This window comes from Agrobacterium sp. LAD9 (genome assembly GCF_003031125.1).
Lineage (GTDB): Bacteria > Pseudomonadota > Alphaproteobacteria > Rhizobiales > Rhizobiaceae > Agrobacterium > Agrobacterium radiobacter.
Genome location: NZ_PHGS01000009.1, coordinates 98385 through 122043, shown reverse-complemented (window position 1 = coordinate 122043; position 23659 = coordinate 98385). Strand labels below are relative to the sequence as shown.

Here is a 23659-nt window from a genome sequence, read left to right as displayed (position 1 = left end):
CGTAAAAACGCTGCGCATTTCTACTGAAAATACTTTAGCGACTGCGCCGCTGTGTCAGCACCATGCCGGCCAGGATCAGCAGAATCCCAAGTGCGCTTGCCCAGATTTTCGGCGGATGATCGCTGAAAAGATCAAGAACCACGCCTGAAACCATCTGGCCGCTGATGACCAGAAGGGCGGTATTGACCGCACCGATGCGCGGTATGAGCCAGCTTCCTGAAGCGATGAAGACGACGCCGATCGGGCCGCCGATAAAGGCGAGCCATGGCGCATCGGCCGCGCCCGGCGGAATGAGGCCGCCGACGATAAGGCCGATGACGGTCAGCACACCAAAACCGACGATATGGTTCCAGAAGGAGGCGATGAGCGGCGAGTTCGACAGGCTGAGGCGGCCATTGATCTGGCGGCTCAGCGCCACGAAGACGCCGCCGGTAAAGGCCATGGCGATCCAGAGTATCATGCCGTTCTCCCCACAAGGATGATAAGCGCGCTGCCGCACAGGATCAGCGCCACCGCTGCCATGTCCCGCAGGTCCGGCTTCCTTCTGGGCAGGCCGAAGAGGCCGAAAAGATCAGCCAGGAGGCTGAAGATCACCTGTCCGCCAAGCCCGAGCGCAATGGTGCCGGAAAGCGCCAGCGGCGAATTGACGGCGGTGGAGGTGAGGATGACGATGGCGGCACCCACCACCCCGCCGCAATAGGCCCAGAGCGGCGCTTTCGGTTTTGCCGGTGCTGCTGGATCTTTCTTCGGGCGCATGATGGCGAGATAAATCAGGGCGGCCACCGTGCCGGTTCCATGCGCTGTCCAGGAGGAAAACAGCGCATTGCCGTAATGGGCAAGCTGACCGTTGAAATGCACCATCAATGTCAAAAGGCAACCGCTGGCGAAGGCGGCGGCAAGATGCAGCGGGTTGAGGCGTGGATGCGTCGTGTCTGTCATGGCGGGCCGGAAAGCTGAAGAGGAACCCGAGCTTTAGCCGATATGTGCCTGAAGCGGAATCGAATTGCGCCGCTTTGCTGCTTCACGCGACATTATCCTGTGCGTTGCGGAACAAGCCACCCTGCCGCGCATTATTGCAGCATGAAGAAAACGACGCGCAAACCATTGAACCGGATGACGATTTTCGTCGTTTCGATTTTCCTTCTCGCAGCCGTGGTCGCGGCCGTCTATCTTGTCGGATTCACGCCCGGCGAAGTGTAAGACAGATAATTCAATGACTGGCTGGAGCGGTCTTGCCCTTGCCGCCTCCCATAGCCACCTTCGCCTTCGCCATGACGAAGCGGATGCCGCGCAGCAGGAAACGACTGGTTTCCAGAAAGGCGCGATAGGGCAGTACGGTGAAATAACGCCAGCGCGGGAGGCGGTAGATGCGCAGATTGTTCTGGATCTGGCTTTCTCCGTCCGCATCTTGCGTGGCGCAAAGCGGGTAGATGAACGCCGCCTTGAGGCCCGCGAGATATTCCAGATCGAATGCGATGTCATAGGCGAGCCGCATGGGGATCAGTTTCGATATCCATTTTCCGGCGCGGCGGTTGACGAGATAGGCTCCCGACCCTTTTTCCCGCGTGATCGCAATGGCGAGCGAACGACCATTGGAAAGCGGGCGGAACGGAAATTTCCGGCCATTGCTGACCGTTGTCAGCCTCAGCAGATCCCAGTCGCCGCCGTTCAGCACCGCCTCATCGATGGCGTTGAGAAAATCATCATCGAAGACCACGTCATCCTCAAGGATGAGTGCTATATCGGCATCGCCCGCCATGAATTTTTGGGCGCAGGCGACATGGCTGAGGTAGCAGCCAATCTCCGGCGGCGAGGTGCGGCGGCCATGCATGAGCATGTACGAAATCTCGCTGAATTCCGGGATCGGGTAATTCAGTTCCCTGCCATTGACGCCGGGGACGCGCTCCGCCTTCAGCCCCATGGCGTCAAGGCGTGCGTTCATATCCGCGAGGCGTTTGGTGGCGCTGTCCATGTTGATCAGGAAAACCGCAAGCTTGCGCTGGCTTTTCGGTAATATATGCAAAGCAGTCCTCACCCGGTTTTCACATCCCCATTGCAACTCCTTTATTGCAACGGCATGACGTGGGCTACGGAAAAAGCGGTCTGCGGGCACTCATAGTTGTCGAATCAAACCTTTTCCACAAATCCATCCAGCACGCGCTTCTGTCCGGCGCGATCGAAGTCGATCGTCAGCTTGTTGCCTTCGATGGCGGAAATATTGCCGTTGCCGAATTTGAGGTGGAAAACGCGGTCGCCGACAAAGAATTTCGACGGCTTGTCCGCGACGGATTTCGCCACCAGCTCGCCCTCTATCGTACGGGTGCGCGGGCCGCTTTCGCCGTAACCGATGCGTTCCACCGCATGGCCGGAGCGGGTGCCCCAATTGTCGCGGGTGGCGTCGCTGCGGTTCTGCTGCGCGCGCTTCCAGCCGGGGGTGGAATAGTTGTTGGTGAAGGGGTCGGCCTTGTCGAAGCGCGACTGGCCGTAGCCGCCGCGTCCGCCATAACCGCCGTAATTGCTGTCGGATGCCGCGACATCCACATGGGCCGACGGCAGTTCATCAAGGAACCGCGAGGGCAGGGTGGATTGCCACAGCCCGTGAATGCGCCGGTTCGAGACGAACCAGATATGGCAGAGCTTCTTGGCGCGTGTGATGCCGACATAGGCGAGGCGGCGTTCTTCCTCCAGACCGGAGCGACCGCCTTCGTCCAGAGCCCGCTGGTGCGGGAACAGGCCTTCCTCCCAGCCGGGCAGGAAGACGGTGTCGAATTCCAGGCCCTTGGCGGAATGCAGCGTCATGATGGAGACGGCATCGAGATTTTCGTTCTGCTCGGCATCCATGACGAGCGCCACATGCTCGAGGAAGCCGCGCATGCTCTCGAAGGCTTCCATCGAGCGGATGAGTTCCTTTAGGTTTTCCAGCCGTCCGGGCGCTTCGGCCGTCTTGTCGGCCTGCCACATGGCGGTATAGCCGCTTTCGTCGAGGATCTGTTCGGCAAGCGTGGTGTGTTCGGTGTTTTCCAGCAGGCCCTGCCAGCGGCGGAAATCCTGCACCACATCGAACAGCGCCTTACGGGCCTTCGGTTTCAGCTCGTCGGTCTCGATGATATCGGCGGCTGCCGCCAGCATCGGAATATCACGGGCGCGGGCATAGTCGTGCAGGTTGCGGATGGTCGTATCGCCGAGGCCGCGCTTCGGCGTATTGACGATCCGCTCGAAGGCGAGATCGTCGGCCGGTTGGCAGACGAGGCGGAAATAGGCCATGGCGTCGCGGATTTCGAGGCGCTCATAAAAGCGTGGGCCGCCGATGACGCGGTAATTGAGGCCGAGCGTCACGAAACGGTCTTCGAATTCGCGCATCTGGAAGGAGGCGCGAACGAGGATCGCCATGTCGTTCAGCTTGTGGTTCTTGCGCTGAAGCTGTTCGATTTCCTCGCCGACCGCGCGGGCTTCCTCCTCGGAATCCCAGGCGGCATGCACCACGACCTTTTCATCGTCAGGGCTGCTGCGTTCGGTGAACAGCGTCTTGCCGAGACGGCCCTCATTATGGGCGATCAGATGCCCGGCTGCGCCGAGAATATGCTCGGTGGAGCGGTAGTTGCGTTCAAGCTTGATGACCTTGGCACCGGGAAAATCCTTGTCGAAGCGGAGGATATTGTCCACTTCCGCGCCGCGCCAGCCATAGATCGACTGGTCATCGTCACCCACGCAGCAGACGTTCTGCGGCTCGTCCTTGGCGCGCTGCGCGAGAAGCCGCAACCACATATATTGCGCCGTATTGGTGTCCTGATATTCGTCCACCAGAATGTAACGGAACTTCTGGTGATACTCCTTCAGAATATCCGTGTGGCGGCGGAAGATGCTGATCGGGTGCATCAGAAGATCGCCGAAGTCGCAGGCGTTCAGTGTTTTCAGGCGGTTCTGATAGGCGGTGTAAAGTTCGCGACCCTTGCCATTGGCGAAAGCGCGGCTGTCGCCCTCCGGAATATCCGGCGGCGTCAGCCCCTTGTTCTTCCAGCCGTCGATCATGCCGGCGAACTGCTTTGCCGGCCAGCGCTTGTCATCGAGACCTTCGGCCTGAATGAGCTGCTTGATCAGCCGCACCACGTCGTCCGTATCGAGAATGGTGAAATCCGATTTCAGGCCGACGAGTTCGGCATGGCGGCGCAGAAGCTTGACGCCGATGGAATGGAAGGTGCCAAGCCAGGGCATGCCCTCGACAGCGCCGCCGACCAGAACGCCGATACGTTCCTTCATCTCGCGGGCCGCCTTGTTGGTGAAGGTCACGGCAAGGATCTGGCTGGGATAGGCACGGCCGGTTGCGAGAATATGGGCGATGCGGGTCGTCAGAACGCGGGTCTTGCCGGTGCCGGCGCCCGCGAGGACAAGAACGGGTCCGTCAAGCGTTTCCACGGCATCGCGCTGTTCCGGGTTGAGGCCGGAAAGATAATCGGGCGCGGCACGCGTCTGATCGCGCGCAGCCATCGCGCGGGCGGCAATGCCGAGCCCGCCGGCGCTTTCCGCGCCTGCATTATTCGTCGCTCTGCGCGGCGTCACGGGTTCTTCATCGAAGAACGGCATATCGTCGAAACTGTTGCTCATGCGGCCCAATGTAGTGATTCGGGATATAAAGGCCAGAACCGCGTTCTGCTTTTATTCCGGTATCATCGGTCAAAACGCCTATTCCAAGGCATTTTTTGCTTCATGCCTGACTGTCGGCATCAAAAGCGGCATCCACCGGGACTTGCAGCGCCACCGCAAGCTGGTTGGTCTTGGCGGCAAGCGCGATGACCCGCAGGAGATCGGCGTGCTGCTCGCCGGTCATGCCCTTGGCTTTGGCGGCGGCCGTGTGGGAATGGGCGCAATAGGAGCAGCCATTGGTGACGGACACCGCGATGTAAAGCATTTCCTTGACCACGGGGTCGAGCGCCGAAGGTGTCGCCATCACCGCCTTGACCTCGGCCCATGTCTTTTCCAGAAGATCAGGATCGAAGGCGAGGTAGAGCCACATATTATTGATGAAGTCCGACTTGCGGGTGGTGCGGATGTCGTCAAATACCGCCTTGACGCGCGGATCGGCTTCGGGATTTTGTACTTTCGTTACGGTGCTCATGGCTTCCTCCGGCTCTTTTCCTGGGGGCAGATTACCGCGCTGAAGAATATTTGCGATAAAAATGGCCTTCGTCGTGTGCTCGACGAGAATCCATCACAAATTACAATTACGTAAGAAACGGATTTGTGCGTTGCCTCGTTTTAAACGAGGGGGAATACTGCTGATGTCCCGAAGCCTGCGCTTCAGGGGCTGCTTTATGCTGCGATGATCAACCGGAGAACTATATGCGGGTCTGGAAACAGGTGGGTGTCAGTCTGGCCGTGGTGGGGGCAGGGCTCTGTCTCTGGGGCTTTTATTCGCCCGAAGCCCGCAATGTGCTCGCCAGCATGGGGCTCGGCAAAACGCCGGCAGGCGCGATAGAGGTCGCAACGGCCGGTTCGCCCACAGGCCAGAATGGTGGTTCGCGGCGCAACGGCAACGCCACCCTGGTGGTGACGGCTCCCGTGAAAAAGGGCACGGTCAATGACCGGCTGAACGCCATCGGCAACGGCCAGGCGATCCAGTCGGTCGTCGTCATGCCGCAGACATCGGGCACGCTTTCAGAAATCCGCACGGCCGCCGGCGCACGCGTCGTGAAGGGGCAGGTGCTTGCGCGGCTCGATGACGAAGAGCAGGTGATCGAACGCGACAAGGCGCAGGTCGCGCTGCGCAGCGCGATTGAAAAATCCAGTTCCTACAAGAACCTGAAATCCGTTTCCCGCCTCGATGTGATGGATGCGCAGATTGCCGAAGAATCCGCCAAGCTGGCGCTCAGCACCGCCGAACTCAATCTCAGGCGCCGCGACATCGTCGCGCCGATTGAGGGCGTGGCCGGTATCGTCGCCGCCAATATTGGCGACAACGTCACGACGCAGTCAACCATCGTCAGCATCGACGACCGGTCGGAAATCCTCGTCAATTTCTGGGCGCCCGAGCGGTTTGCAACCGTGATCAAGGTCGGAATGCCGGTGGAGGCGACCTCCATTTCGCGTCCCGGCGAAACCTTCAAGGGTGAAATCGAAGCTGTCGACAACCGTGTCGATGAAGCAAGCCGCACGATCCGCATCCGGGCGAAGTTTGGTAACGAGAAGGACGAGCTGAGGGCCGGCATGTCCTTCGGCGTCACCATGCGTTTTGCCGGGGAGACCTATGCTTCGGTCGATCCTCTGGCCGTGCAGTGGGATGCGGAAGGCTCCTATGTCTGGCGCGTCACCGACAACAAATCGAACAAGGTGCGGGTGCAGATCGTGCAGCGCAACCCTGATGCGGTTCTCGTCAAGGCGGAACTGGCGGAAGGCGAGCCAGTCGTGATCGAGGGCCTTCAGCGCGTGCGTGAAGGCGGTGCTGTCCGCGTCGGCGAACAGCCGAAACCGGAAGAGGTCGCCAGCCAATGACGCAGTCGCCTTCCGGTCAGGATTCCAAGCTCGCTTTTACCGCATTGTTCGTGCGCCGGCCTATTCTGGCGGCGGTCCTCAACACGCTGCTGGTCGTGGCTGGTCTCGCCGCTCTGGTTGGCGTCGAGGTGCGCGAATTGCCCGACGTCGACCGGCCGTCGATCAGCGTCAGGACCACCTATGAAGGTGCTGCGCCTGAGACGATCGACCAGGAAGTGACGCAGACCATCGAAGGTGCGGTGGCGCGTGTCAGCGGCATCAAATCCATCGCTTCCAACTCGCAATTCGGCACCAGCCGCGTGACGATGGAATTTGGCGACAATGTCGACATGGCCGTTGCGGCCAACGATGTGCGTGACGCCATTGGCCGCGTCACCAATCAGCTGCCCGACGATGCCGACGAGCCGCAGATCATCAAGGCGGATTCCGACAGCCAGCCGATCATGCGCCTTGCCGTCACCTCGTCGACGCTCAGCATGGAAGATCTGACCAAGCTGGTGGATGACGAGATCATCGACCGTCTGGCTGCTGTCGACGGCGTTGCCGATGTCGAGCTTTATGGCGATCAGGAAAAGGTTTTTCGCGTCGATCTCAATCAGGCAGCACTCGCCAGCCGTGGTCTGACCGTGACCGATGTTTCCAACGCGCTGGCCAGCGCGGCACTCGACGTGCCGGCGGGATCGCTGAAAAGCACGACGCAGGACATCGTCGTGCGTGCCACGGCGAGCCTGACGAAGCCGGAGGACTTTTCCAACCTTCTCATCAAGAACAATATCCGCCTTCGCGACGTGGCAACCGTCATGCTCGGTGCGGATGACGAATCCACCTCGCTGCGCTCCAATGGCGTGCAGGGTGTCGGTCTCGGTGTCATCCGTCAGGCGCAGTCCAACACGCTCAATATTTCCACCGGCGTGAAGGCCGCCGTCGATGCCATGTCGGCCAATCTGCCAGAAGGCACACGCATCGTCGTCACCAGCGATGACGCGGTCTTCATCGAAGGCGCGCTGCACGAGGTCGAGCTGGCGCTCGGTCTTTCGGCGATCATCGTCATCGTCGTGCTTTATCTCTTCCTGCGCGACTGGCGGGCCACCCTCATTCCGGCGATCACCATGCCGGTGGCGCTGATCGGCACCATTGTCGCCATCTACATGGTCGGCTTCTCGGTGAATATTCTGACGCTGCTCGCCATCGTTCTGGCGACCGGCCTGGTGGTCGATGACGCCATCGTGGTGCTGGAAAACATCGTGCGCCGCCGGGCGGAAGGCATGGGGCCGCGGGCCGCTGCCGTTCTCGGCACGCAGGAAGTCTTCTTCGCGGTCATCGCAACGACGGCAACGCTAGCCGCCGTCTTCATTCCGCTCTCCTTCCTGCCGGGCCAGCTTGGCGGCCTGTTCCGCGAATTCGGTTTCGTGCTGGCCTTCGCCGTGGGCTTGTCCTCCATCGTGGCGCTGACGCTCTGCCCGATGCTGGCTTCCCGCATGTTGAAGGAGGGGTTGAAGGAACAGACGGGACCGCTCGCCTGGTTTGGCAATGTCTTTGCCTCCACCTACAAGTCGACGCTTTCCGCCTGCCTGAACAATCCGCTGATCGTCATTATCGTGGCGCTGATCTTTTCAGGCCTGTCGTGGATTGCCTTCGGCATGATCCAGAACGAGCTGACGCCGCGCGAGGACCGTGCCTCGATCATGATGCGGGTCACCGCGCCGCAGGGCGTCAGCCTTGAATATACCCGCGACCAGCTGCAGCGCATCGAGGAAAATCTGCAGCCGCTGCGCGACAGCGGGGAAATCCGCAATATCTATTCCATCACGGGCATGAACGGTTCGTCCAATACCGGTTTCATGGTGCTGACGCTCGCCCCTTGGGCCGATCGCGAGCGCACCCAGAATCAGATCGCCGCTGACGTCACTTCCGCCGCCAACAAGGTGCCGGCGCTGCGCGGCAGTGCAATGCAGCCGAACAGCCTGCGTATTCGTGGCGCCGGTAACGGTTTGCAGATGGCGATGGTTGGCAGCAACTATGCGGCGCTGACGGCGGCGACGCAGAAACTGCTGCTTTCCATGGAGGAAAGCGGCCTGTTCGATACGCCGCGTTTCGACAATGAGCCCAATCAGGCGCAGCTTTCCGTTTCCATCGACCGCGAGCGCGCTTCCGATCTCGGCATCGATATCACCGGGCTGTCACGCGCCATGCAGTCGCTGCTGGAAGGACGCTCGGTCGTTGACGTTTTCGTGGATGGCGATGCAATCCCGGTGCGGCTCCTGTCCTCCACCCGGCCGATCAATGATCCGACCGATCTTGAAAATGTCTTCCTGAAAACGGGCGACGGCAAGATCGTGCCGATGTCGGTCATCGCTTCGCTGAAGGAAAATGCGGTTGCGCCGCAGCTCAACCGCGAGCAGCAGCTGCCCTCCGTCGGCTTCACGGCCAATCTGAAGGACGGGGTTTCGCTCGGTCAGGCGCTGGAGAAGATGAATGAGCTTTCGCAATCCATCCTGCCGCCCGGAGCCCGCCTGCTGCCGCTCGGTGAGGCGGCGACGCTTGAGGAGAACTCCAGCGGCATGTTGCTGACCTTCGGTTTCGCCATCGCCATCATCTTCCTCGTGCTGGCCGCGCAGTTCGAAAGCGTGTTGAGTTCGGTTATCATCATGACGACGGTGCCGCTCGGCCTTGCCTGCGCCGTCATCGCGCTGCTGGTCACCGGATCGAGCCTCAACGTCTATAGTCAGATCGGTCTTGTGCTGCTTGTTGGCGTGATGGCCAAGAACGGCATCCTGATCGTGGAATTCGCCAATCATCTGCGCGATCAGGGCGCGACCGTACGGGAAGCCATTGAAAAGGCCACCAGCATCCGCCTGCGTCCTGTCATGATGACGATGATCGCCACCATTCTCGGCGGCGTGCCACTGGTGCTGGCGCAGGGAGCGGGCGCGGAAGCGCGCATCGCGCTCGGCTGGGTCATTGTCGGCGGTCTCGGTTTCGCGACGCTGGTGACGCTTTATATCACGCCGGTCTCCTATCTGCTCATCGCCCGCTTTGCCAAGCCGCAGGCGGATGAGGAAATCCGCCTCCATCGCGAGCTTGAACTTGCCGCCCGCCGCAAGGCGCTGGAGGAGGACAAGCCGTTGCTCGCAGCGGAATAGGACGGGGTTTTCGCCAAACCACATTCGGCGCAATCGCGATGCTGGACAAAGCGTTAACCTTATCCCATACCACCTGACGGAATTTCGTAACGGATCGAATCCGTTACGGGCAGATGTTGCGGTGGAGATGGATGATGGCGCTGAAAGACGTTGTTGCGGGTGAGCGGAATGAAGAGGGCATTGCGTCTGTGCTCGCGGTGCTGAAGCAGCAGTTGGGCGATAAGATCCAGACGGGCCAGGCGTTTCGCGAGCAGCATGGGCACACCACCACCTATCTGACCCTGCAGGCGCCTGACGGAGTCGTTTTTGCCGAAAGCGCCGATGATGTGAAGGCCGTGGTGAAGGCTTGTGCCCAATACAAGGTTCCGGTCATTCCCTTCGGAACTGGGTCTTCGCTGGAAGGGCAGGTCAATGCGCCCAACGGCGGAATCTGCATCGATTTCAGCCGGATGAATCGCATCATTGAGGTGAATGCCGAAGATCTTGACGTGACGGTGGAGCCGGGCGTGACGCGTGAGGACCTCAACGTCTACCTGCGCGATACCGGCCTGTTCTTCCCGATCGATCCGGGCGCCAATGCCTCGATCGGCGGCATGGCCTCGACGCGGGCCTCAGGCACCAATGCCGTTCGTTATGGCACGATGAAAGACAATGTGCTTGCCGTTACGGCTGTTGTCGCCAATGGCGAGGAAATCCGCACCGCTCGCCGCGCCCGCAAGTCCTCCGCCGGTTACGACCTGACGCGGCTTTTCGTTGGGGCCGAGGGGACGCTCGGCGTCATCACGTCCGTGACGCTACGGCTTCAGGGCATTCCGGAAAAGATCGCCGGCGGTGTCTGCATCTTCGACACGATCAAGGCGGCCTGCGATGCCGTCATCATGACGATCCAGATGGGCGTTCCGGTTGCCCGCATCGAATTGCTTGACGAGGTGCAGGTGCGGGCTTGCAACGCCTATTCCGGCCTGAACTACGCGGAGAAGCCGACGCTTTTCGTGGAGTTCCATGGCACCGAGGAGACGGCGGCTCTGCAATCGCAGCAGTTTGCCGAGATCGCGGCGGAATGCGGCGGCGTCGACTTCCGCTGGACGAGCGATGCCGCCGAGCGCAACAAGCTCTGGAAAGCGCGTCATGACGCCTATTGGGCGTCGCGGGCGCTCGCACCGCATCTCGATGGGCTGTCCACCGATGTCTGCGTGCCGATTTCGCGCCTCGCTGACTGCGTGGTGGAAACGCAGCGGGATATTGAGGAGAACGGTTTTCTCGCGCCGATCGTCGGTCATGCGGGCGACGGGAACTTCCACGTCCTTATTCTGTTTGATGGCAAGGATGCCGAAAGCGTCGCGAAAACCGAAGCCTTTGTCGCCCGTCTCAACCGCCGCGCCATTGCTATGGACGGCACCTGCACCGGCGAACACGGCATCGGCCAGGGCAAGATGAGTTTTCTTGCCGAAGAGGCCGGCAATGCACTGGATGTGATGCGCGCCATCAAAACGTCGCTCGATCCGGATAATATCTTCAATCCGGGCAAGTTGTTCCGGCTTGTCTGATCATCCTCACAATTGATTGGTACAAAAGGCTGCTTGCCGTTAAGGCAGAAAAGAATAGGTTTGCAGCGTTCGCGAAGGGAGATGCAGGTCAGTGCTCGGGCGTATTCTGGTTTTTCTGGGCGGACTGCTGGCCGTGGTGCTGTTCTCGGCGCTGCTTATTCCCTATTTCGTCGACTGGACGGATTTCCGCCGCGATTTTGAAGACCAGGCGAGCCGTATTCTCGGCAAGAAGGTGGTTGTGCATGGCCGCGTTGAGGCCCGCATCCTGCCTTTCCCCTCGGTAACGCTGCATGATGTGCGCGCCGGAACGGATGCGGATGGATCGCCGCTCATTCAGGTCGCGCGTTTTTCCATGGATGCCGAGCTTGCGCCTTTCCTTTCGGGCGAGGCCCGCATCTTCGACATGCGCATCGAGGAGCCCAAGGCGAAGATCAGGCTGCTGAAAGATGGCACGCTGGACTGGATGCGCGGCAGCCGGGCGGAAATTCCCGCCCGCACCGTGGTTCTGGAAAGCGTGCAGATCGAAGGCGGGCAGATCGAATTCATCGACGAGCAATCCGGCCGCAATCGCGTGGTGACCGGTCTCAACGCCGACATGTCCGCCAATTCGCTGGCCGGGCCGTGGAAGGCCGAAGGGCGCGCCGCCATTGACGGGCATCCGGGGTCGTTCTCGCTCTCCAGCAGCGAGCCGGATTATGCCGCCGGCCGCATGGGCCTCAGGGTCCGCGTGGTGCCTGACGAACATCCGGTCGAGGTCGATCTCGATGGTGCGATTGCTGCAACGGCGGGAAAGCCCGCTTATAGCGGTTCTTTCTCCTTCAGTTTCCGTGAGGATGAAAAGCAGAAGCAGCAGGCGGGCCAATCGCTGTTTTCTTCGCCGCGCACCCGCGGCAGTTTTGAACTGACCAATGAAAGCGTGCGTATCCCGAGTTACCGCATGGAACTCGGCGGCAGCGAAAATCCCTATGTCGTGACGGGCGAGGCGACGCTCGATACCGGCGCCAAGCCGGAATTCCTGCTGACGGCCGATGGCCAGCAGATAGATGTCGCCCGCTTCGCGCCGCCTGTCGTGCAAACGGGCAAGACCTCACGCCAGCCCACCGCCTCGGTTCGGCAGCGCATTGAAGCCTTTGCGGCCATGGTGGCCCGCATCCCGGTTCCGCCGGTGCCGGGCAAGGCGAGCATCAGCCTTCCCGCACTCGTTTCCGACGATACGACCATCCGCGACATCCGGCTGGATGTGCGCCCGGAAGGCAGCGGCTGGCAGGTGGTGAATGCCGTGGCGACGCTGCCGGGCAGGACCCAGCTTGAAGCCAAGGGATCGCTGACGCTGCTTGGCGGCCCCGCTTTCAACGGCAATCTGCTGCTCGCCTCCAACCAGCCTTCGGGGCTGGCGAACTGGCTTTCCGGTTCCGTCGATCCGGCGATCCGCCAGCTCAATGCCGCCGGTTTTTCCGCCGATGTTTCACTGACGACGCTCAATCAGCGTTTCGACAATCTGGAGCTTGCGATCGGCGATGCCTCGCTGAAGGGCGAGCTGGAGCGGCGTTCCGACGGCAAGACTTCCAATCTCTCCATCGATCTCTCGGGCAACGAAATCGATCTCGATGCGCTGAGGGCGCTCGGCAGTCTGGCGCTTGGCGATCAGGTCGGCAGTTCCGTCCTCGACCACCGCATTACCGCAAAATTCAAGGCCGACCGGTTCAACATGGCCGGTGTGACCGCCAATCACGTCGAAACCGCCTTCACCATGGCCGGCGGGGTTCTCTCGCTTGAAAACATGACGGCCGGTGATATTGCTGGCGCGGAGGTGAAGGCCAGAGGGCAATTGCAGGGTTCGCTGCTGAAATATGCCGGCAAGGGCACGGTGAACCTGCATGCCGCGGATGTGCAGCCGTTCTTCACCATGCTGCAGCAGAAATTGCCAAACCATCCATTCCTCAGCCGTCTGGCGGCGAGTGCGCCATGGTACGCCAATTCCGACCTTGCCATGGATGTTTCGGTCAATAGCGAAAATGGCGGGGCCAACGTCGCCGTCTCCGGCACCGTCAATGGTAGCCGGCTCTCGGCCGTTGCCAAGATGCCGGATTTCCTGTCGATCACCGATGATACGGCCATGTCGCTGGAAGCCGTCCTGAAGAACCAGTCGACCGCAATCCTGTTCGGGCAGGCGGGGCTTGATCCGCTGCCCTTTGATGCGGATGGCGAAGGACTTCTCTCGGTCAAGCTCAACGGCACCCTCGGCTCGCCCGCCCAGACGGAACTGCGCTTCTCGACGGAACGGACGCATTTTTCGATGAACGGTTCCTTTGCTGTCTCGGCCGCCAATTTCGGCGAAGGCAGCGCCGATGTGGCGCTTGAAAGCGCTGATATCGAGCCATACCTCATCATGAACGCTGTCGGCCTGCCGCAGCTTGGCGGCGGCATGGCGCTGAAGGCCAATGCGAAAGTGGCGGTGGACGGGCAAAAGATCGCACTCTCCTCGATCGGCGGGCAGGCGGGCGGAAATCCTTTCTCGGGCAATCTGACATTCCAGCGTGCCGCGCCCCATCCTGTAGACGGTGATCTCTCCGTCAGAACCGTCGATCTCGCCTGGCTGGGGGATGCGATCTATGGGCCGGTGATTGATCCGGAAACCGGAGCGCTCAATGCCAAGCCTCTGGCCATGCCAGCCTTCCCGCAGCTCAAGGCTTCGCTCGCCTTGAAAGCGGAAAGCTTCGAGGCCGGTCCCTTTGGTACCGTCACCGGTGTTTCGGCAAGGGTCACGCATGATGCGGGCAGTCTGTCGCTCGATGATGTTGCCGGCACCTTCATGGGCGGTAAGCTGACGGGGCGGCTTGCCATGTCGACTGGCGAAGGTGCGGGCATTTTCCGCACCAAGATCGCGGTGACCGATGCCAATCCGGAGCCGATCCTTTGGGCCAATGCCAACGGGCCGGTTGCGACAGGCCGGGTGGCCGTTGACCTGACGGCCGAATCGACGGGCAAAAGTGTCGGTGAAATGCTGAAATCAGCGGGTGGATCGGGTGAAATTAGGGCCAGCGGGCTTGTGCTGAAGGGGCTTAATCCCGGCGCCTTCCCGCCGATCCTGCAGGCGGCTGATGGTTTGCAGCAGCCGATCGACGCGCCCAAGGTGCGGCCGCTGGTGGACCAGAGCCTGTGGCAGGGTGAAATCGGGCTTGGCGATGTGGCCTTGCCGTTCTCGCTGAATGGCGGCGCGCTTCATTTCCAGAATCTGCGTGCGGGGATCGATCCCGTAACGCTGACGGCCGACGCGACGGTTGATCTTGCGGCTTCGACCGTGAATGGCGACCTCGATCTTCTGTTCAATCCCGGTACCGAAACGGTCGTAGGGGCCGAGCCATCGGTGCGTCTCAACTATAACGGTCCGCTTGCCGCGCCGGCTTTGACGACCGATGTTTCAGCGCTCAGCAATTACCTGTCGCTCAGGGCTTTCGAAAAGGAACGCCGCCGGGTGGAGGCCATGCAGGCGAGTGTTCTTGAAAAGCAGCGCCTGCGCCGCGAAGTTGCGCTTTATCGCTCTCAGGCGGCCGAGCGGCAGGCCGAGAAGGAGCGGGCGGAGGCGGAAGCCAAGGCCAAGGCTGACGAAGAGGCGCGTCTGAAGGCGGCAGCCGAAGAACGTCTGCGCCAGGAAAAGGAACAGCAGGAGCGGTTGCAACAACAGCAGCAGGAACAGGGGCAACAGCCGGTACCCGAGCGGCAATCCGCGCCGGTTCTGGTGGTGCCTCCGACGGAAAACGCCATCCGGCAATTGGCGCCGGAAAACGCTCCTGCCACGCCGTAAGCTTGCGGGCAGGGGAAGGCTGATCGGCCTTCATATTGCGAAAGTGCGGAAACCTGTCCCGGAACGTTGCATCATCCTCGAGCATGCGCCGAGAATCTCACGGCAAGCTCGTTCTCTAACGGGGGAAACCCCGGAAGGCCTCGTGGTGGATGGGAAAGGCCTGGGAACAGTATTTAAAAGCAAGGCTACGCAATACGGGAAATGCCTTGCAGCGCAGACTAGGCCGCTAATGTTTAATGAATGCTTTCACGGCGTTACGAGTTTTCGGCAGTAATTTTTGTAGTCTAGGACGACAAATCCGGATAGAGGCATCGCAGGTCGTGATCGATTGCGCGTCTTTACCGCACGTCACAAAATCTCAGCGGTTTTTCAGCCAGTTCAGCACGTAAACCCGCAGCGACGAGGACAGATTGCTGTCGGCGGAGCGGTTGTCATCTATTTCGGCAAGCAGGGCCGCGAAACTGATCTTGCGTCTGTCCGCAATGATTTTCAGCTCGTCCCAGAAGGCGTCCTCGAGTGAAATGCTGGTGCGGTGACCGTGCAACGTCGCGGAGTGCTTGCGGATCATCAGATCGGTCTCCGGTGGATCCGGTTGGAGGTCTGAATCATATCTCCCCGGCAAGTCCCTGTTTTGCGATTCTTTTCCGATAGTCCCGAAATTCGCGCGGTCTGTCGGCTTGTCAGTCTTTGCCGACCGCGTCATCGGGTTTTTCGAGCCGCCCCTGATCGAGCGCCTTTTCGGCTTTTTCGTTCAGGGCTGATGTGAGATTTTTTTCCGCCTTGGCGCGGCCGAAGGACAGGCGGTTCTGCTCCGCCTGCTTTTCTTTTTCGCTACGGGCTTTCTGTTTCCGAAACTGACGTAGATTGACGATATCGGCCGCCATGGGGATATGTCTCCTCGGGTTTCGTACGCTCGGGGTAAGCCGTTATTGCTTCTTGCGGAAGGCATCCAGCGAAACGACCGAGCCTTCCTTCTTTTCCTCGCCGGCCTTGGGCGTTTCGGAAGCGGCAGCCGGCTTCGGCTCATGGGAAACGGGATAAGCGGTGATTTCGGCTTCTTCCATCTCTTCTTCTTCGGCCAGAGGCACGTCGAATTCGAGTTCGAAATTGACGGAAGGATCGTAGAAACCTCTGATGGCATTATAGGGAATGACCAGCTTTTCCGGCGTATCGGAGAAGGAGAGGCCGATTTCAAAGCCGGTTTCGGTTACTTTGAGGTCCCAGAACTGGTGCTGGATGACGATGGTCATCTGTTCGGCATATTTCGCCTTGAGGTGCTGGGAAATCCGCACGCCCGGCGCGCCGGTCAGGAATGTGATGAAGAAATGGTGGTCGCCGGGCAGGCGGCTGGTTGCGGCCACTTCACCCAAAACCTTACGAATAACGCCGCGAAGGGCATCCTGTGCGAGAATGTCGTAACGGATATGATCCTGCCCCATGCGGTCCTGTCTTTCCCTTATTCGAACGTCTTTTCATGTGCGGCGCGGCTCGCGCGCCAAGGACGCTGTAACACTTTGAATCTTCGCGTAATCCTTGAGCCGGGATCATTTCCGATCCTGACGCTCACGCGTTGCCCAAGTATACGCAATGTCCTGAACGGCAGCAACGGAAAAGCCGACGCCGTTCGCAAGTCAGCTATCATATAATCAATTCAGGCAAAATGGAGAAGGTGGAGGTTTCTGTTGCCAGGTACCTCCGAACCCCGCCTCACGGGGCTAACCGTGAGGACTTAGAGCGGAATTCCCGCACCGCCATTAGGCAGCGAGAGCGTATTCCTTAGCGTTGTTGTCATTTGCAACTACACTTGTGACCCGATAACGGCGGTATCATGCCGAGCAAAAGTTCGATCTTTACGCCCTTGTCGATCCTATTTCGCCCCCATCAAAAGCCGGCCTTCATCTTGAAAAGCCCGCCGGTTTTTGGTGGAGGCGCCGGGTACCGCCCCCGGGTCCAATAGGTTTATTACACCGACCGTTTATCGCCATAGCCGGGTTGCCCCGGCAAGGTTCATATAGGCGTTTCACCCGCCCGAGAAAAGGGGGGTGATGACAATTCCATGAAAAGGTTTCGTGATTGCGGCCCGCACTTTAGACAATTCTTGACGACGAGGGATTGCTGTCCCATTCTCCCTGCAACCGGTCACCAGAAGCAACACCGGGCCGGGGACACACGAAGGAGTGGACATGACTGACTATCTCGCAGATGTGAAGAAATACGACGCAGCAGCCGACGAAGCCGTTGTCGGCAAGATCGTCAAGCATCTCGGCATTGCCCTGCGCAACCGGGATTCCTCGCTGGTGTCCGCTTCCGATCCGGAAGAGCTTGCGCGCGTGAAGGCGAGCTGGTGCGGCAAGAAGCTCGGCGTTACCGACGGTGCGGCCGATCAGGCGATCGATGCCGTCGCCAAGGCCATGGCCGCCGACCGCTCCAAGTCGCGCGTGACTTTCTATTACCTGGTCGCCAAGGAACTGGGTAAGCTTCAGTCGCTTTGATTTGATCCGGGGATAAGCCCGCATTAGGTGATTGGTTCTGCCGCCCTGTGCTATTATATTCCCTCGATATCAGGGAATCGGCGGCAGAACGCATGAAACAATATCTCGATCTTCTCCGGCATGTGATGGAAACCGGCTCCGACCGTGGAGACCGCACCGGCACGGGCACGCGCTCGGTTTTCGGTTACCAGATGCGTTTCGACCTTGCGCAAGGTTTTCCGGTTCTCACCACCAAGAAGCTGCATCTGCGCTCGATCATCCATGAACTCCTGTGGTTCCTGAAGGGCGATACCAATATTGCCTATCTCAAGGAAAATGGCGTTTCCATCTGGGATGAATGGGCTGACGAGAATGGCGATCTCGGCCCCGTCTATGGCGCACAGTGGCGCTCCTGGCCGGCGCCTGACGGTCGCCATATCGACCAGATCGCGCTTTTGATTGAGGCCCTTAAAACCAATCCCAATTCCCGCCGCCACATCGTTTCGGCCTGGAACCCCGCGCTGGTGGACGAGATGGCGCTGCCGCCCTGCCATTGCCTGTTCCAGTTCTACGTTTCGGATGGAAAGCTTTCCTGCCAGCTTTACCAGCGCTCGGCGGATATTTTCCTCGGCGTGCCTTTCAATATCGCCTCCTATGCGCTCCTGACGCTGATGGTGGCGCAGGTGACGGGGCTGAAGCCCGGCGATTTCGTCCATACGCTCGGCGATGCGCATATCTATGCCAACCATTTCGAACAGGCGCAGCTGCAGATGACGCGCACACCCAAGGCCTTGCCGACGATGCGCCTCAACCCTGATGTGAAGGACCTTTTCGGCTTTAAGTTCGAAGACTTTACGCTTGAGAACTACGAGGCCGATTCAAGCATCAAGGCGCCGATCGCGGTATGAGTGAGCCGCGCGTCACCATCATCGTCGCGGTGTCCGAAAACGGCGTCATCGGCCGCGACCTCGACATGCCGTGGAAGCTTTCCACTGACCTCAAGCGCTTCAAGGCGATGACGATGGGCAAGCCGCTCATCATGGGCCGCAAGACATTTTTATCCGTCGGCGAGCGCCCCCTGCCGGGCCGTCCGCATATCATCGTCAGCCGCAATGCCGACTACCGGCCTGAAGGTGTGGATGTCGTCTCGTCGCTGGACGAGGCCATGAAGCTTGCAAAAACCAAGGCTGCGGAACTGGGTGTGGATGAGGTTTTCGTGGCCGGCGGCGGCGAGATTTACCGTCAGGCCATGCCCTTTGCCGATCAACTTTCCGTCACCCATGTGGCGGTAAAGCTGGATGGAGACACTTTTTTTCCGGAAATCGATCCCGGCGTTTTTGAGAAAACCGAGGAAACCCCCGCTCCCGCAGGGGAAAAGGACAATTATCCGGTTCTGTTCACCACTTATGTGCGAAGAGCCGCGTCAAAGTGAACTATTTACCCTGATTGGGTATTTAGTTACCACCTCTGCGTTGAAACGGACGCTTCTCCTTCTTATAACGGGTCGATATTCCCGCCGCACGCGAGCAATCGCTTTCGAACGGAACCGGGAGAGGCTTTTATAAAGAGGTATTGATGCCCTGGAGCAATCAGAATGGCGGCGGCGGCCCTTGGGGCGGCGGCGGTGGAGGAAACAACCAGGGCGGCGGTGGCGGCCCATGGGGGCAGGGGCCTAACCGGCCTCGCGGCGGTGGCGGCGGCAATGGCGGCCCTCCTGATCTGGAAGAGATCATCCGGCGCAGCCAGGACCGTTTCAGGAATGTCCTGCCGGGCGGCTTCAACGGCGGCGCGGTTGCGATCGTTGTTCTCGTCGTTCTGGTTTTCCTCGGCATCCAGTCCATCTACACCGTCCAGCCGGACGAGCGCGGCGTGGAGCTGCGTTTCGGGCGTCCGAAGGATGAAATTTCGATGCCGGGCCTGCATTTCCATCTGTGGCCGATCGAGACGGTGGAAATTGTCAAGGTGACCGAGCAGCAGCAGAATATCGGTTCGCGCGCTTCGTCGTCTTCAGCGAGCGGCGTGATGCTGACCGGCGACCAGAACATCGTCAACGTGCAGTTCTCGGTGCTCTATACGGTCTCCGATCCGAAATCCTACCTCTTCAACGTCGACAGCCCGGCTGAAACCCTGCAGCAGGTTTCCGAAAGCGCCATGCGCGAAGTCGTCGGCCGTCGTCCGGCACAGGACATCTTCCGCGATAACCGTCAGGCGATCGCAGCGGATGTGCGCACCATCATCCAGTCCACCATGGACGGTTATGGCGCCGGCATCTCCATCAATGCGGTGGCTATTGAAGACGCGGCACCGCCGCGCGAAGTGGCCGACGCCTTCGATGAAGTGCAGCGCGCCGAACAGGACGAAGACCGCTTCGTTCAGGAAGCCAACCAATACGCCAACCAGAAGCTCGGTGCCGCCCGCGGTCAGGCCGCGCAGATCCTCGAAGAAGCGAACGCCTATAAGTCGCGTGTCGTCAACGAAGCACAGGGTGAAGCGCAGCGTTTCATCTCCATCTACGACCAGTATCGCACCGCGCCTGATGTAACCCGTCAGCGCATGTTCCTGGAAACGATGGAACAGGTCCTGAAGGGCTCCAACAAGGTCATCATCGACGAAAAACAGGGTGTGGTGCCTTATCTGCCTCTGAACGAGATCATGCGCGGCAATCCGGGCGCGGCACAGCAGGGAGGCAACTAATATGGGCAACCGTCTTACGGCCATTCTCGTCGGCCTCGCCGTCGTGCTTTTCCTCGGTTATTCGTCGATCTTCGTCGTCAACGAGCGCCAGCAGGCCATCGTCGTTCGCTTCGGTGAAATCCAGGATGTCAAAACCGCGCCGGGCCTCTATTTCAAGCTGCCCTTCGCCTTCATGGACGCCGACCGCGTACAATATGTCGAAAACCGCGCGCTGCGCTTTGATCACGACAATATTCGTGTTCAGGTCTCCGGCGGCAAGTTCTACGAGGTTGATGCCTTCGTGGTCTATCGCATCACGGATGCACGCCGCTTCCGGCAGACGGTCTCGGGTGACCAGATGTCGGCGGAATCGCGCCTGCGTACCCGTCTCGACGCATCGCTGCGCCGGGTCTACGGTCTGCGTGGCTTCGAATCCGCGCTCTCGGATGCACGTGCATCGATGATGCAGGAAGTGCGTGACGATCTGCGTCCCGATGCGGAATCGCTCGGCATCAGCATCGTTGACGTGCGCATTCGCCGTACCGACCTGACGCAGGAAGTCTCGCAGCAGACCTTCGAGCGCATGAAGTCGGAACGTCTGGCCGAGGCCGAACTGATCCGCGCCCGTGGTAACGAAGAAGCGCAGCGTCGCCGCGCTATCGCCGACCGTCAGGTCGTGGAATTCGAATCCGACGCGCGTCGTCAGTCCGAAGTGCTGCGCGGTGAAGGCGATGCGGAGCGTAACAAGGTGTTCGGTGAAGCTTTCCAGCGCGACCCGAGCTTCTTCGAGTTCTATCGCTCGATGGCCGCCTATTCCAGCTCACTGAGCGGAACAGGCACGACGCTGGTTCTGTCTCCGGACTCGACCTTCTTCCGTTATTTCAACAACATCGACGGTGTGCCTTCCGCGGCGCCTGCCGCACCTGCGCCGGCACCGGCGAACTGATAACGGATAAAATGATTTTGGAGGGCCGGTTTTTACCGGCCCTTTCTTTTTGGTCCGTTTTCGTGCCAAAGCTGTGACTACGGGCAAGGCGTCCCCCGCCTGTTCACGAAAAGGTATTTTTACACTTCATCATTCCGCCTTATGCTTTGCCGATATATGCAGGGCAGGACTATTTGAAACGCGAGGACGCTTATGGCCGTGACCCTTCTTTCGCCTTTTCGCAGCAGCATCGCCGCAATCGCGGGCATCGCGCTTGTGGCGGGTAGCCTTACGGCACCGGTTGCGGCATTGGCGCAGAGCCATGGGCCGGAATCGGTGGCTGATCTTGCTGAGCCGCTTCTCGACGCGGTGGTGAATATTTCCACCTCGCAGAACGTCAAGACCGACGGCAAGGGCCCGGTTCCGCCGAAACTGCCGGAGGGTTCGCCCTTCCAGGAATTCTTCAAGGATTATTTCGACAGCCAGAAGCCGGAAGGCGGTGAAAAGGTCAATTCGCTGGGGTCCGGTTTCGTGATCGACCCGGCCGGTTACGTCGTCACCAACAACCACGTCATCGAGGGTGCCGACGCCATCGAGGTGATTTTCCCTAACGGTTCGAAGCTCAAGGCGACGCTGGTTGGCACCGATACGAAAACCGATCTTTCCGTCTTGAAGGTGGAGCCGAAAACGCCGTTGAAGGCCGTCAAGTTCGGTGATTCGCGCAGCATGCGCATCGGCGACTGGGTGATGGCCATCGGCAATCCCTTCGGGCTTGGCGGATCGCTGACGGTCGGTGTTATTTCCGCGCGCGGGCGTAATATCAATGCCGGCCCCTATGACAATTTCATCCAGACGGATGCGGCCATCAACAAGGGCAATTCCGGCGGTCCGCTCTTCAACATGAAGGGCGAGGTGATCGGCATCAATACGGCGATCATTTCGCCGAGCGGCGGTTCGATCGGTATCGGATTCGCCGTGCCGACGGAGCTTGCCCAGAATATCGTCCAGCAGCTCATCGAATTCGGTGAGACGCGCCGCGGCTGGCTCGGTGTTCGTGTCCAGCCCGTCACCGACGATGTGGCGGCAAGCCTCGGCATGGATAGCGCCAAGGGTGCGCTTATCTCCGGCGTCGCCAAGGGCGGACCGGTGGAAAATGGCCCGATCCAGGCCGGCGATGTCGTGCTGAAATTCGACGGCAAGGATATTCACGAGATGCGCGACCTTTTGCGGATCGTGGCGGAAAGCCCTGTCGGCAAGGACGTCGATGTGGTGATCCTGCGTGATGGCAAGGAGGAGACCGTCAAGGTCAAGCTCGGCCAGTTGCAGGATGCGACGGATGAGAAGGCCTCGGCCGAGGACCAACAGAGCGAAGACGGCGATGGCGGTGTGGTCGCACCGGAAGACGATGGCGGCACCGACGATCAGGCGCAGGACCAGACGCCGGAAGTGCGTGAAGCACCGCAGAGCGTGCTCGGCATGAATCTCGTGGTGCTGAGCAACGAGCTGCGCACCGAAAAGGGCATTGCCGAAAGCGTGGAAGGCGTGCTTGTCGCCAGCGTCGATCCGGGGTCACCCGCCGAACAGAAGGGCATGAAGGCCGGCGATATCATCGTCGAGGTCGGGCAGGACTTCATGGAGGTTCCGGGCGATGTGCTGGTGCGCGTCAACGGCCTGAAATCCGAAGGCCGCAAGAATGCGCATATGATGGTGGCGGATGCCCAGGGCAATCTGCGCGTCGTGGCGCTGCCGCTGGAATAAACGCTTTTCGTCCGATCCGTCAGGAATCGGGTGGTTGTCATTCCGGCCGCTCTCTAATCCTTGGGCTCCATCAAACGGAGGCCAAGGATATGAAATTGCTTGAAAACAAGGTTGCCATCATCACCGGTGCGTCATCCGGCATCGGCCGGGCGACGGCGATGCTGTTTGCCGCTCACGGCGCGGCGGTCGTTCTCAATGCACGCGGCGAAAAGGCGCTGCAGGAGGTTGCCGCCGACATTCGTGAGACCGGCGGCCGCGTCCACGCGGTTGCGGGTGATGCCGGTCTTGCCGAAACCCATTCCCGACTGGCAGAGGCGGCCGTGAGCGTGTTCGGTAGCCTCGATATCGCCGTCAATAATGCCGGTGCGGTGGGGGCCATGAAGCCGCTGGCGGAGATTTCGCCTGCGGAATGGGATGATGTACTCAACGTCAATCTTACCTCCGCCTTTCTGGGTGCGCGTTACCAGATACCCTTGATGTTGACGCGTGGCGGCGGCTCCATCGTCTTCACCTCAAGCTTCGTCGGCACCAGCGTCGGCATACCCGGCATGGCGGCTTATGGGGCGGCGAAGGCGGCGTTGATGGGGCTGGTGAAAGGCATTACCGCCGATTATGCCATCAGCGGCATTCGCGCCAATGCGCTGCTGCCCGGCGGGGTCGATACACCGGCCGCGGGCGATGCGGCGCAGAAGGAATGGGCCGCTGGCCTGCATGCAATGAAACGTATCGCTGAGCCGCAGGAAATCGCGCAGGCAGCGCTTTTCCTCGCGAGCCCCATGGCGAGCTTCGTCGCCGGAGCGGCGTTGTTTGCCGATGGCGGCAATGCGGCCGTGAAGTGATGTTCGGGACTG

The 23659-nt window shown here is 60.2% G+C and carries 19 protein-coding genes and 1 other RNA gene; 11 read left to right on the top strand and 9 right to left on the bottom strand.

Features of this window, described 5'->3' with window-relative positions; all coding sequences use genetic code 11:
* Positions 1–34 precede the first annotated feature (34 nt).
* The 5 genes from DA915_RS10310 to DA915_RS10290 all read right to left on the bottom strand — a co-directional run bounded on the left by DA915_RS10310 (position 35) and on the right by DA915_RS10290 (position 5113).
* The gene (locus tag DA915_RS10310) at positions 35–460 is read right to left on the bottom strand and encodes a DMT family transporter (protein ID WP_060727403.1); all 426 of its coding nucleotides are present in this window, start codon (positions 458–460) and stop codon (positions 35–37) included.
* Entirely contained in the window at positions 457–939 is a 483-nt protein-coding gene (locus tag DA915_RS10305; protein WP_020009321.1) for a DMT family transporter, read from the bottom strand. Before DA915_RS10305 ends, DA915_RS10310 begins: the two co-directional genes overlap by 4 nt.
* 271 nt (positions 940–1210) lie before the next feature.
* Complete coding sequence (locus DA915_RS10300) at positions 1211–2023, bottom strand: glycosyltransferase family 25 protein (RefSeq protein ID WP_004430821.1); 813 nt, start codon at positions 2021–2023, stop codon at positions 1211–1213.
* Between the two features lie 104 nt (positions 2024–2127).
* Complete coding sequence (locus DA915_RS10295) at positions 2128–4602, bottom strand: ATP-dependent helicase (RefSeq protein WP_107675916.1); 2475 nt, start codon at positions 4600–4602, stop codon at positions 2128–2130.
* 100 nt (positions 4603–4702) lie between these two features.
* Positions 4703–5113, bottom strand: a complete 411-nt coding sequence (locus tag DA915_RS10290) for a carboxymuconolactone decarboxylase family protein (RefSeq protein ID WP_107675765.1) — start codon at positions 5111–5113, stop codon at positions 4703–4705.
* 224 nt (positions 5114–5337) lie between these two features.
* Between DA915_RS10290 and DA915_RS10285 the strand changes: the two genes are divergently transcribed.
* The 4 genes from DA915_RS10285 (at position 5338) to DA915_RS10270 (ending at position 14981) form a co-directional block, all read left to right on the top strand.
* Entirely contained in the window at positions 5338–6486 is a 1149-nt protein-coding gene (locus DA915_RS10285) for an efflux RND transporter periplasmic adaptor subunit (RefSeq protein WP_003507520.1), read from the top strand.
* Positions 6483–9629 carry an efflux RND transporter permease subunit gene (locus tag DA915_RS10280; protein WP_107675764.1) on the top strand — a complete coding sequence of 1049 codons (3147 nt, stop codon included), beginning with the start codon at positions 6483–6485 and terminating at the stop codon, positions 9627–9629. The genes DA915_RS10285 and DA915_RS10280 overlap by 4 nt, the downstream gene beginning before the upstream one ends.
* Positions 9630–9763: 134 nt before the next feature.
* A complete protein-coding gene (locus tag DA915_RS10275) occupies positions 9764–11176 on the top strand; it encodes an FAD-binding oxidoreductase (RefSeq protein ID WP_107675763.1) in 1413 nt (470 codons plus the stop codon).
* A 91-nt stretch (positions 11177–11267) separates the two neighbouring features.
* The gene (locus DA915_RS10270) at positions 11268–14981 is read left to right on the top strand and encodes an AsmA-like C-terminal region-containing protein (protein WP_107675762.1); all 3714 of its coding nucleotides are present in this window, start codon (positions 11268–11270) and stop codon (positions 14979–14981) included.
* Positions 14982–15339: 358 nt separating this feature from the next.
* Here DA915_RS10270 and DA915_RS10265 read toward each other — a convergent pair whose 3' ends face one another.
* The 4 genes from DA915_RS10265 to ssrA form a co-directional block, all read right to left on the bottom strand.
* Positions 15340–15549, bottom strand: coding sequence for a ribbon-helix-helix domain-containing protein (locus tag DA915_RS10265; protein ID WP_107675761.1), 210 nt, complete (start codon positions 15547–15549; stop codon positions 15340–15342).
* Between the two features lie 112 nt (positions 15550–15661).
* A complete protein-coding gene (locus DA915_RS10260) occupies positions 15662–15865 on the bottom strand; it encodes a DUF4169 family protein (RefSeq protein WP_107675760.1) in 204 nt (67 codons plus the stop codon).
* 42 nt (positions 15866–15907) lie between these two features.
* A complete protein-coding gene (locus DA915_RS10255) occupies positions 15908–16420 on the bottom strand; it encodes an SspB family protein (protein WP_020009331.1) in 513 nt (170 codons plus the stop codon).
* 229 nt (positions 16421–16649) lie between these two features.
* Positions 16650–17022: a transfer-messenger RNA gene (gene ssrA, locus DA915_RS10250) on the bottom strand.
* Between the two features lie 142 nt (positions 17023–17164).
* On the opposite strand from ssrA, the gene DA915_RS10245 reads away from it, so the two are divergent.
* The 7 genes from DA915_RS10245 to DA915_RS10215 all read left to right on the top strand — a co-directional run bounded on the left by DA915_RS10245 (position 17165) and on the right by DA915_RS10215 (position 23647).
* Complete coding sequence (locus DA915_RS10245; protein ID WP_060727396.1) at positions 17165–17473, top strand: DUF2853 family protein; 309 nt, start codon at positions 17165–17167, stop codon at positions 17471–17473.
* A 92-nt stretch (positions 17474–17565) separates the two neighbouring features.
* Positions 17566–18360 carry a thymidylate synthase gene (locus DA915_RS10240; protein ID WP_003507534.1) on the top strand — a complete coding sequence of 265 codons (795 nt, stop codon included), beginning with the start codon at positions 17566–17568 and terminating at the stop codon, positions 18358–18360.
* The gene (locus tag DA915_RS10235) at positions 18357–18884 is read left to right on the top strand and encodes a dihydrofolate reductase (protein ID WP_107675759.1); all 528 of its coding nucleotides are present in this window, start codon (positions 18357–18359) and stop codon (positions 18882–18884) included. Before DA915_RS10240 ends, DA915_RS10235 begins: the two co-directional genes overlap by 4 nt.
* Before the next feature lie 143 nt (positions 18885–19027).
* On the top strand, positions 19028–20146 hold the full coding sequence (gene hflK / locus DA915_RS10230) for an FtsH protease activity modulator HflK (RefSeq protein ID WP_003507538.1): 1119 nt from the start codon (positions 19028–19030) through the stop codon (positions 20144–20146).
* A 1-nt stretch (position 20147) separates the two neighbouring features.
* The gene (gene hflC, locus DA915_RS10225; protein ID WP_060727395.1) at positions 20148–21071 is read left to right on the top strand and encodes a protease modulator HflC; all 924 of its coding nucleotides are present in this window, start codon (positions 20148–20150) and stop codon (positions 21069–21071) included.
* Between the two features lie 192 nt (positions 21072–21263).
* Positions 21264–22808, top strand: a complete 1545-nt coding sequence (locus DA915_RS10220; protein ID WP_003507542.1) for a Do family serine endopeptidase — start codon at positions 21264–21266, stop codon at positions 22806–22808.
* Positions 22809–22897: 89 nt separating this feature from the next.
* Positions 22898–23647: an SDR family oxidoreductase gene (locus DA915_RS10215; RefSeq protein ID WP_107675758.1), complete on the top strand. Its 750-nt coding sequence runs from the start codon at positions 22898–22900 to the stop codon at positions 23645–23647.
* Positions 23648–23659: the final 12 nt, after the last annotated feature.

What these genes read in the sequence shown, in the direction of transcription:
- DA915_RS10310 (WP_060727403.1), bottom strand. Translation starts at nt 460, where the DNA reads ATGATACTCTGGATCGCCATGGCCTTTACCGGCGGCGTCTTCGTGGCG.
- DA915_RS10305 (WP_020009321.1), bottom strand. Translation starts at nt 939, where the DNA reads ATGACAGACACGACGCATCCACGCCTCAACCCGCTGCATCTTGCCGCC.
- DA915_RS10295 (WP_107675916.1), bottom strand. Translation starts at nt 4,602, where the DNA reads ATGAGCAACAGTTTCGACGATATGCCGTTCTTCGATGAAGAACCCGTG.
- DA915_RS10290 (WP_107675765.1), bottom strand. Translation starts at nt 5,113, where the DNA reads ATGAGCACCGTAACGAAAGTACAAAATCCCGAAGCCGATCCGCGCGTC.
- DA915_RS10285 (WP_003507520.1), top strand. Translation starts at nt 5,338, where the DNA reads ATGCGGGTCTGGAAACAGGTGGGTGTCAGTCTGGCCGTGGTGGGGGCA.
- DA915_RS10280 (WP_107675764.1), top strand. Translation starts at nt 6,483, where the DNA reads ATGACGCAGTCGCCTTCCGGTCAGGATTCCAAGCTCGCTTTTACCGCA.
- DA915_RS10275 (WP_107675763.1), top strand. Translation starts at nt 9,764, where the DNA reads ATGGCGCTGAAAGACGTTGTTGCGGGTGAGCGGAATGAAGAGGGCATT.
- DA915_RS10265 (WP_107675761.1), bottom strand. Translation starts at nt 15,549, where the DNA reads ATGATCCGCAAGCACTCCGCGACGTTGCACGGTCACCGCACCAGCATT.
- DA915_RS10260 (WP_107675760.1), bottom strand. Translation starts at nt 15,865, where the DNA reads ATGGCGGCCGATATCGTCAATCTACGTCAGTTTCGGAAACAGAAAGCC.
- DA915_RS10255 (WP_020009331.1), bottom strand. Translation starts at nt 16,420, where the DNA reads ATGGGGCAGGATCATATCCGTTACGACATTCTCGCACAGGATGCCCTT.
- DA915_RS10245 (WP_060727396.1), top strand. Translation starts at nt 17,165, where the DNA reads ATGACTGACTATCTCGCAGATGTGAAGAAATACGACGCAGCAGCCGAC.
- DA915_RS10240 (WP_003507534.1), top strand. Translation starts at nt 17,566, where the DNA reads ATGAAACAATATCTCGATCTTCTCCGGCATGTGATGGAAACCGGCTCC.
- DA915_RS10235 (WP_107675759.1), top strand. Translation starts at nt 18,357, where the DNA reads ATGAGTGAGCCGCGCGTCACCATCATCGTCGCGGTGTCCGAAAACGGC.
- hflK (WP_003507538.1), top strand. Translation starts at nt 19,028, where the DNA reads ATGCCCTGGAGCAATCAGAATGGCGGCGGCGGCCCTTGGGGCGGCGGC.
- hflC (WP_060727395.1), top strand. Translation starts at nt 20,148, where the DNA reads ATGGGCAACCGTCTTACGGCCATTCTCGTCGGCCTCGCCGTCGTGCTT.
- DA915_RS10220 (WP_003507542.1), top strand. Translation starts at nt 21,264, where the DNA reads ATGGCCGTGACCCTTCTTTCGCCTTTTCGCAGCAGCATCGCCGCAATC.
- DA915_RS10215 (WP_107675758.1), top strand. Translation starts at nt 22,898, where the DNA reads ATGAAATTGCTTGAAAACAAGGTTGCCATCATCACCGGTGCGTCATCC.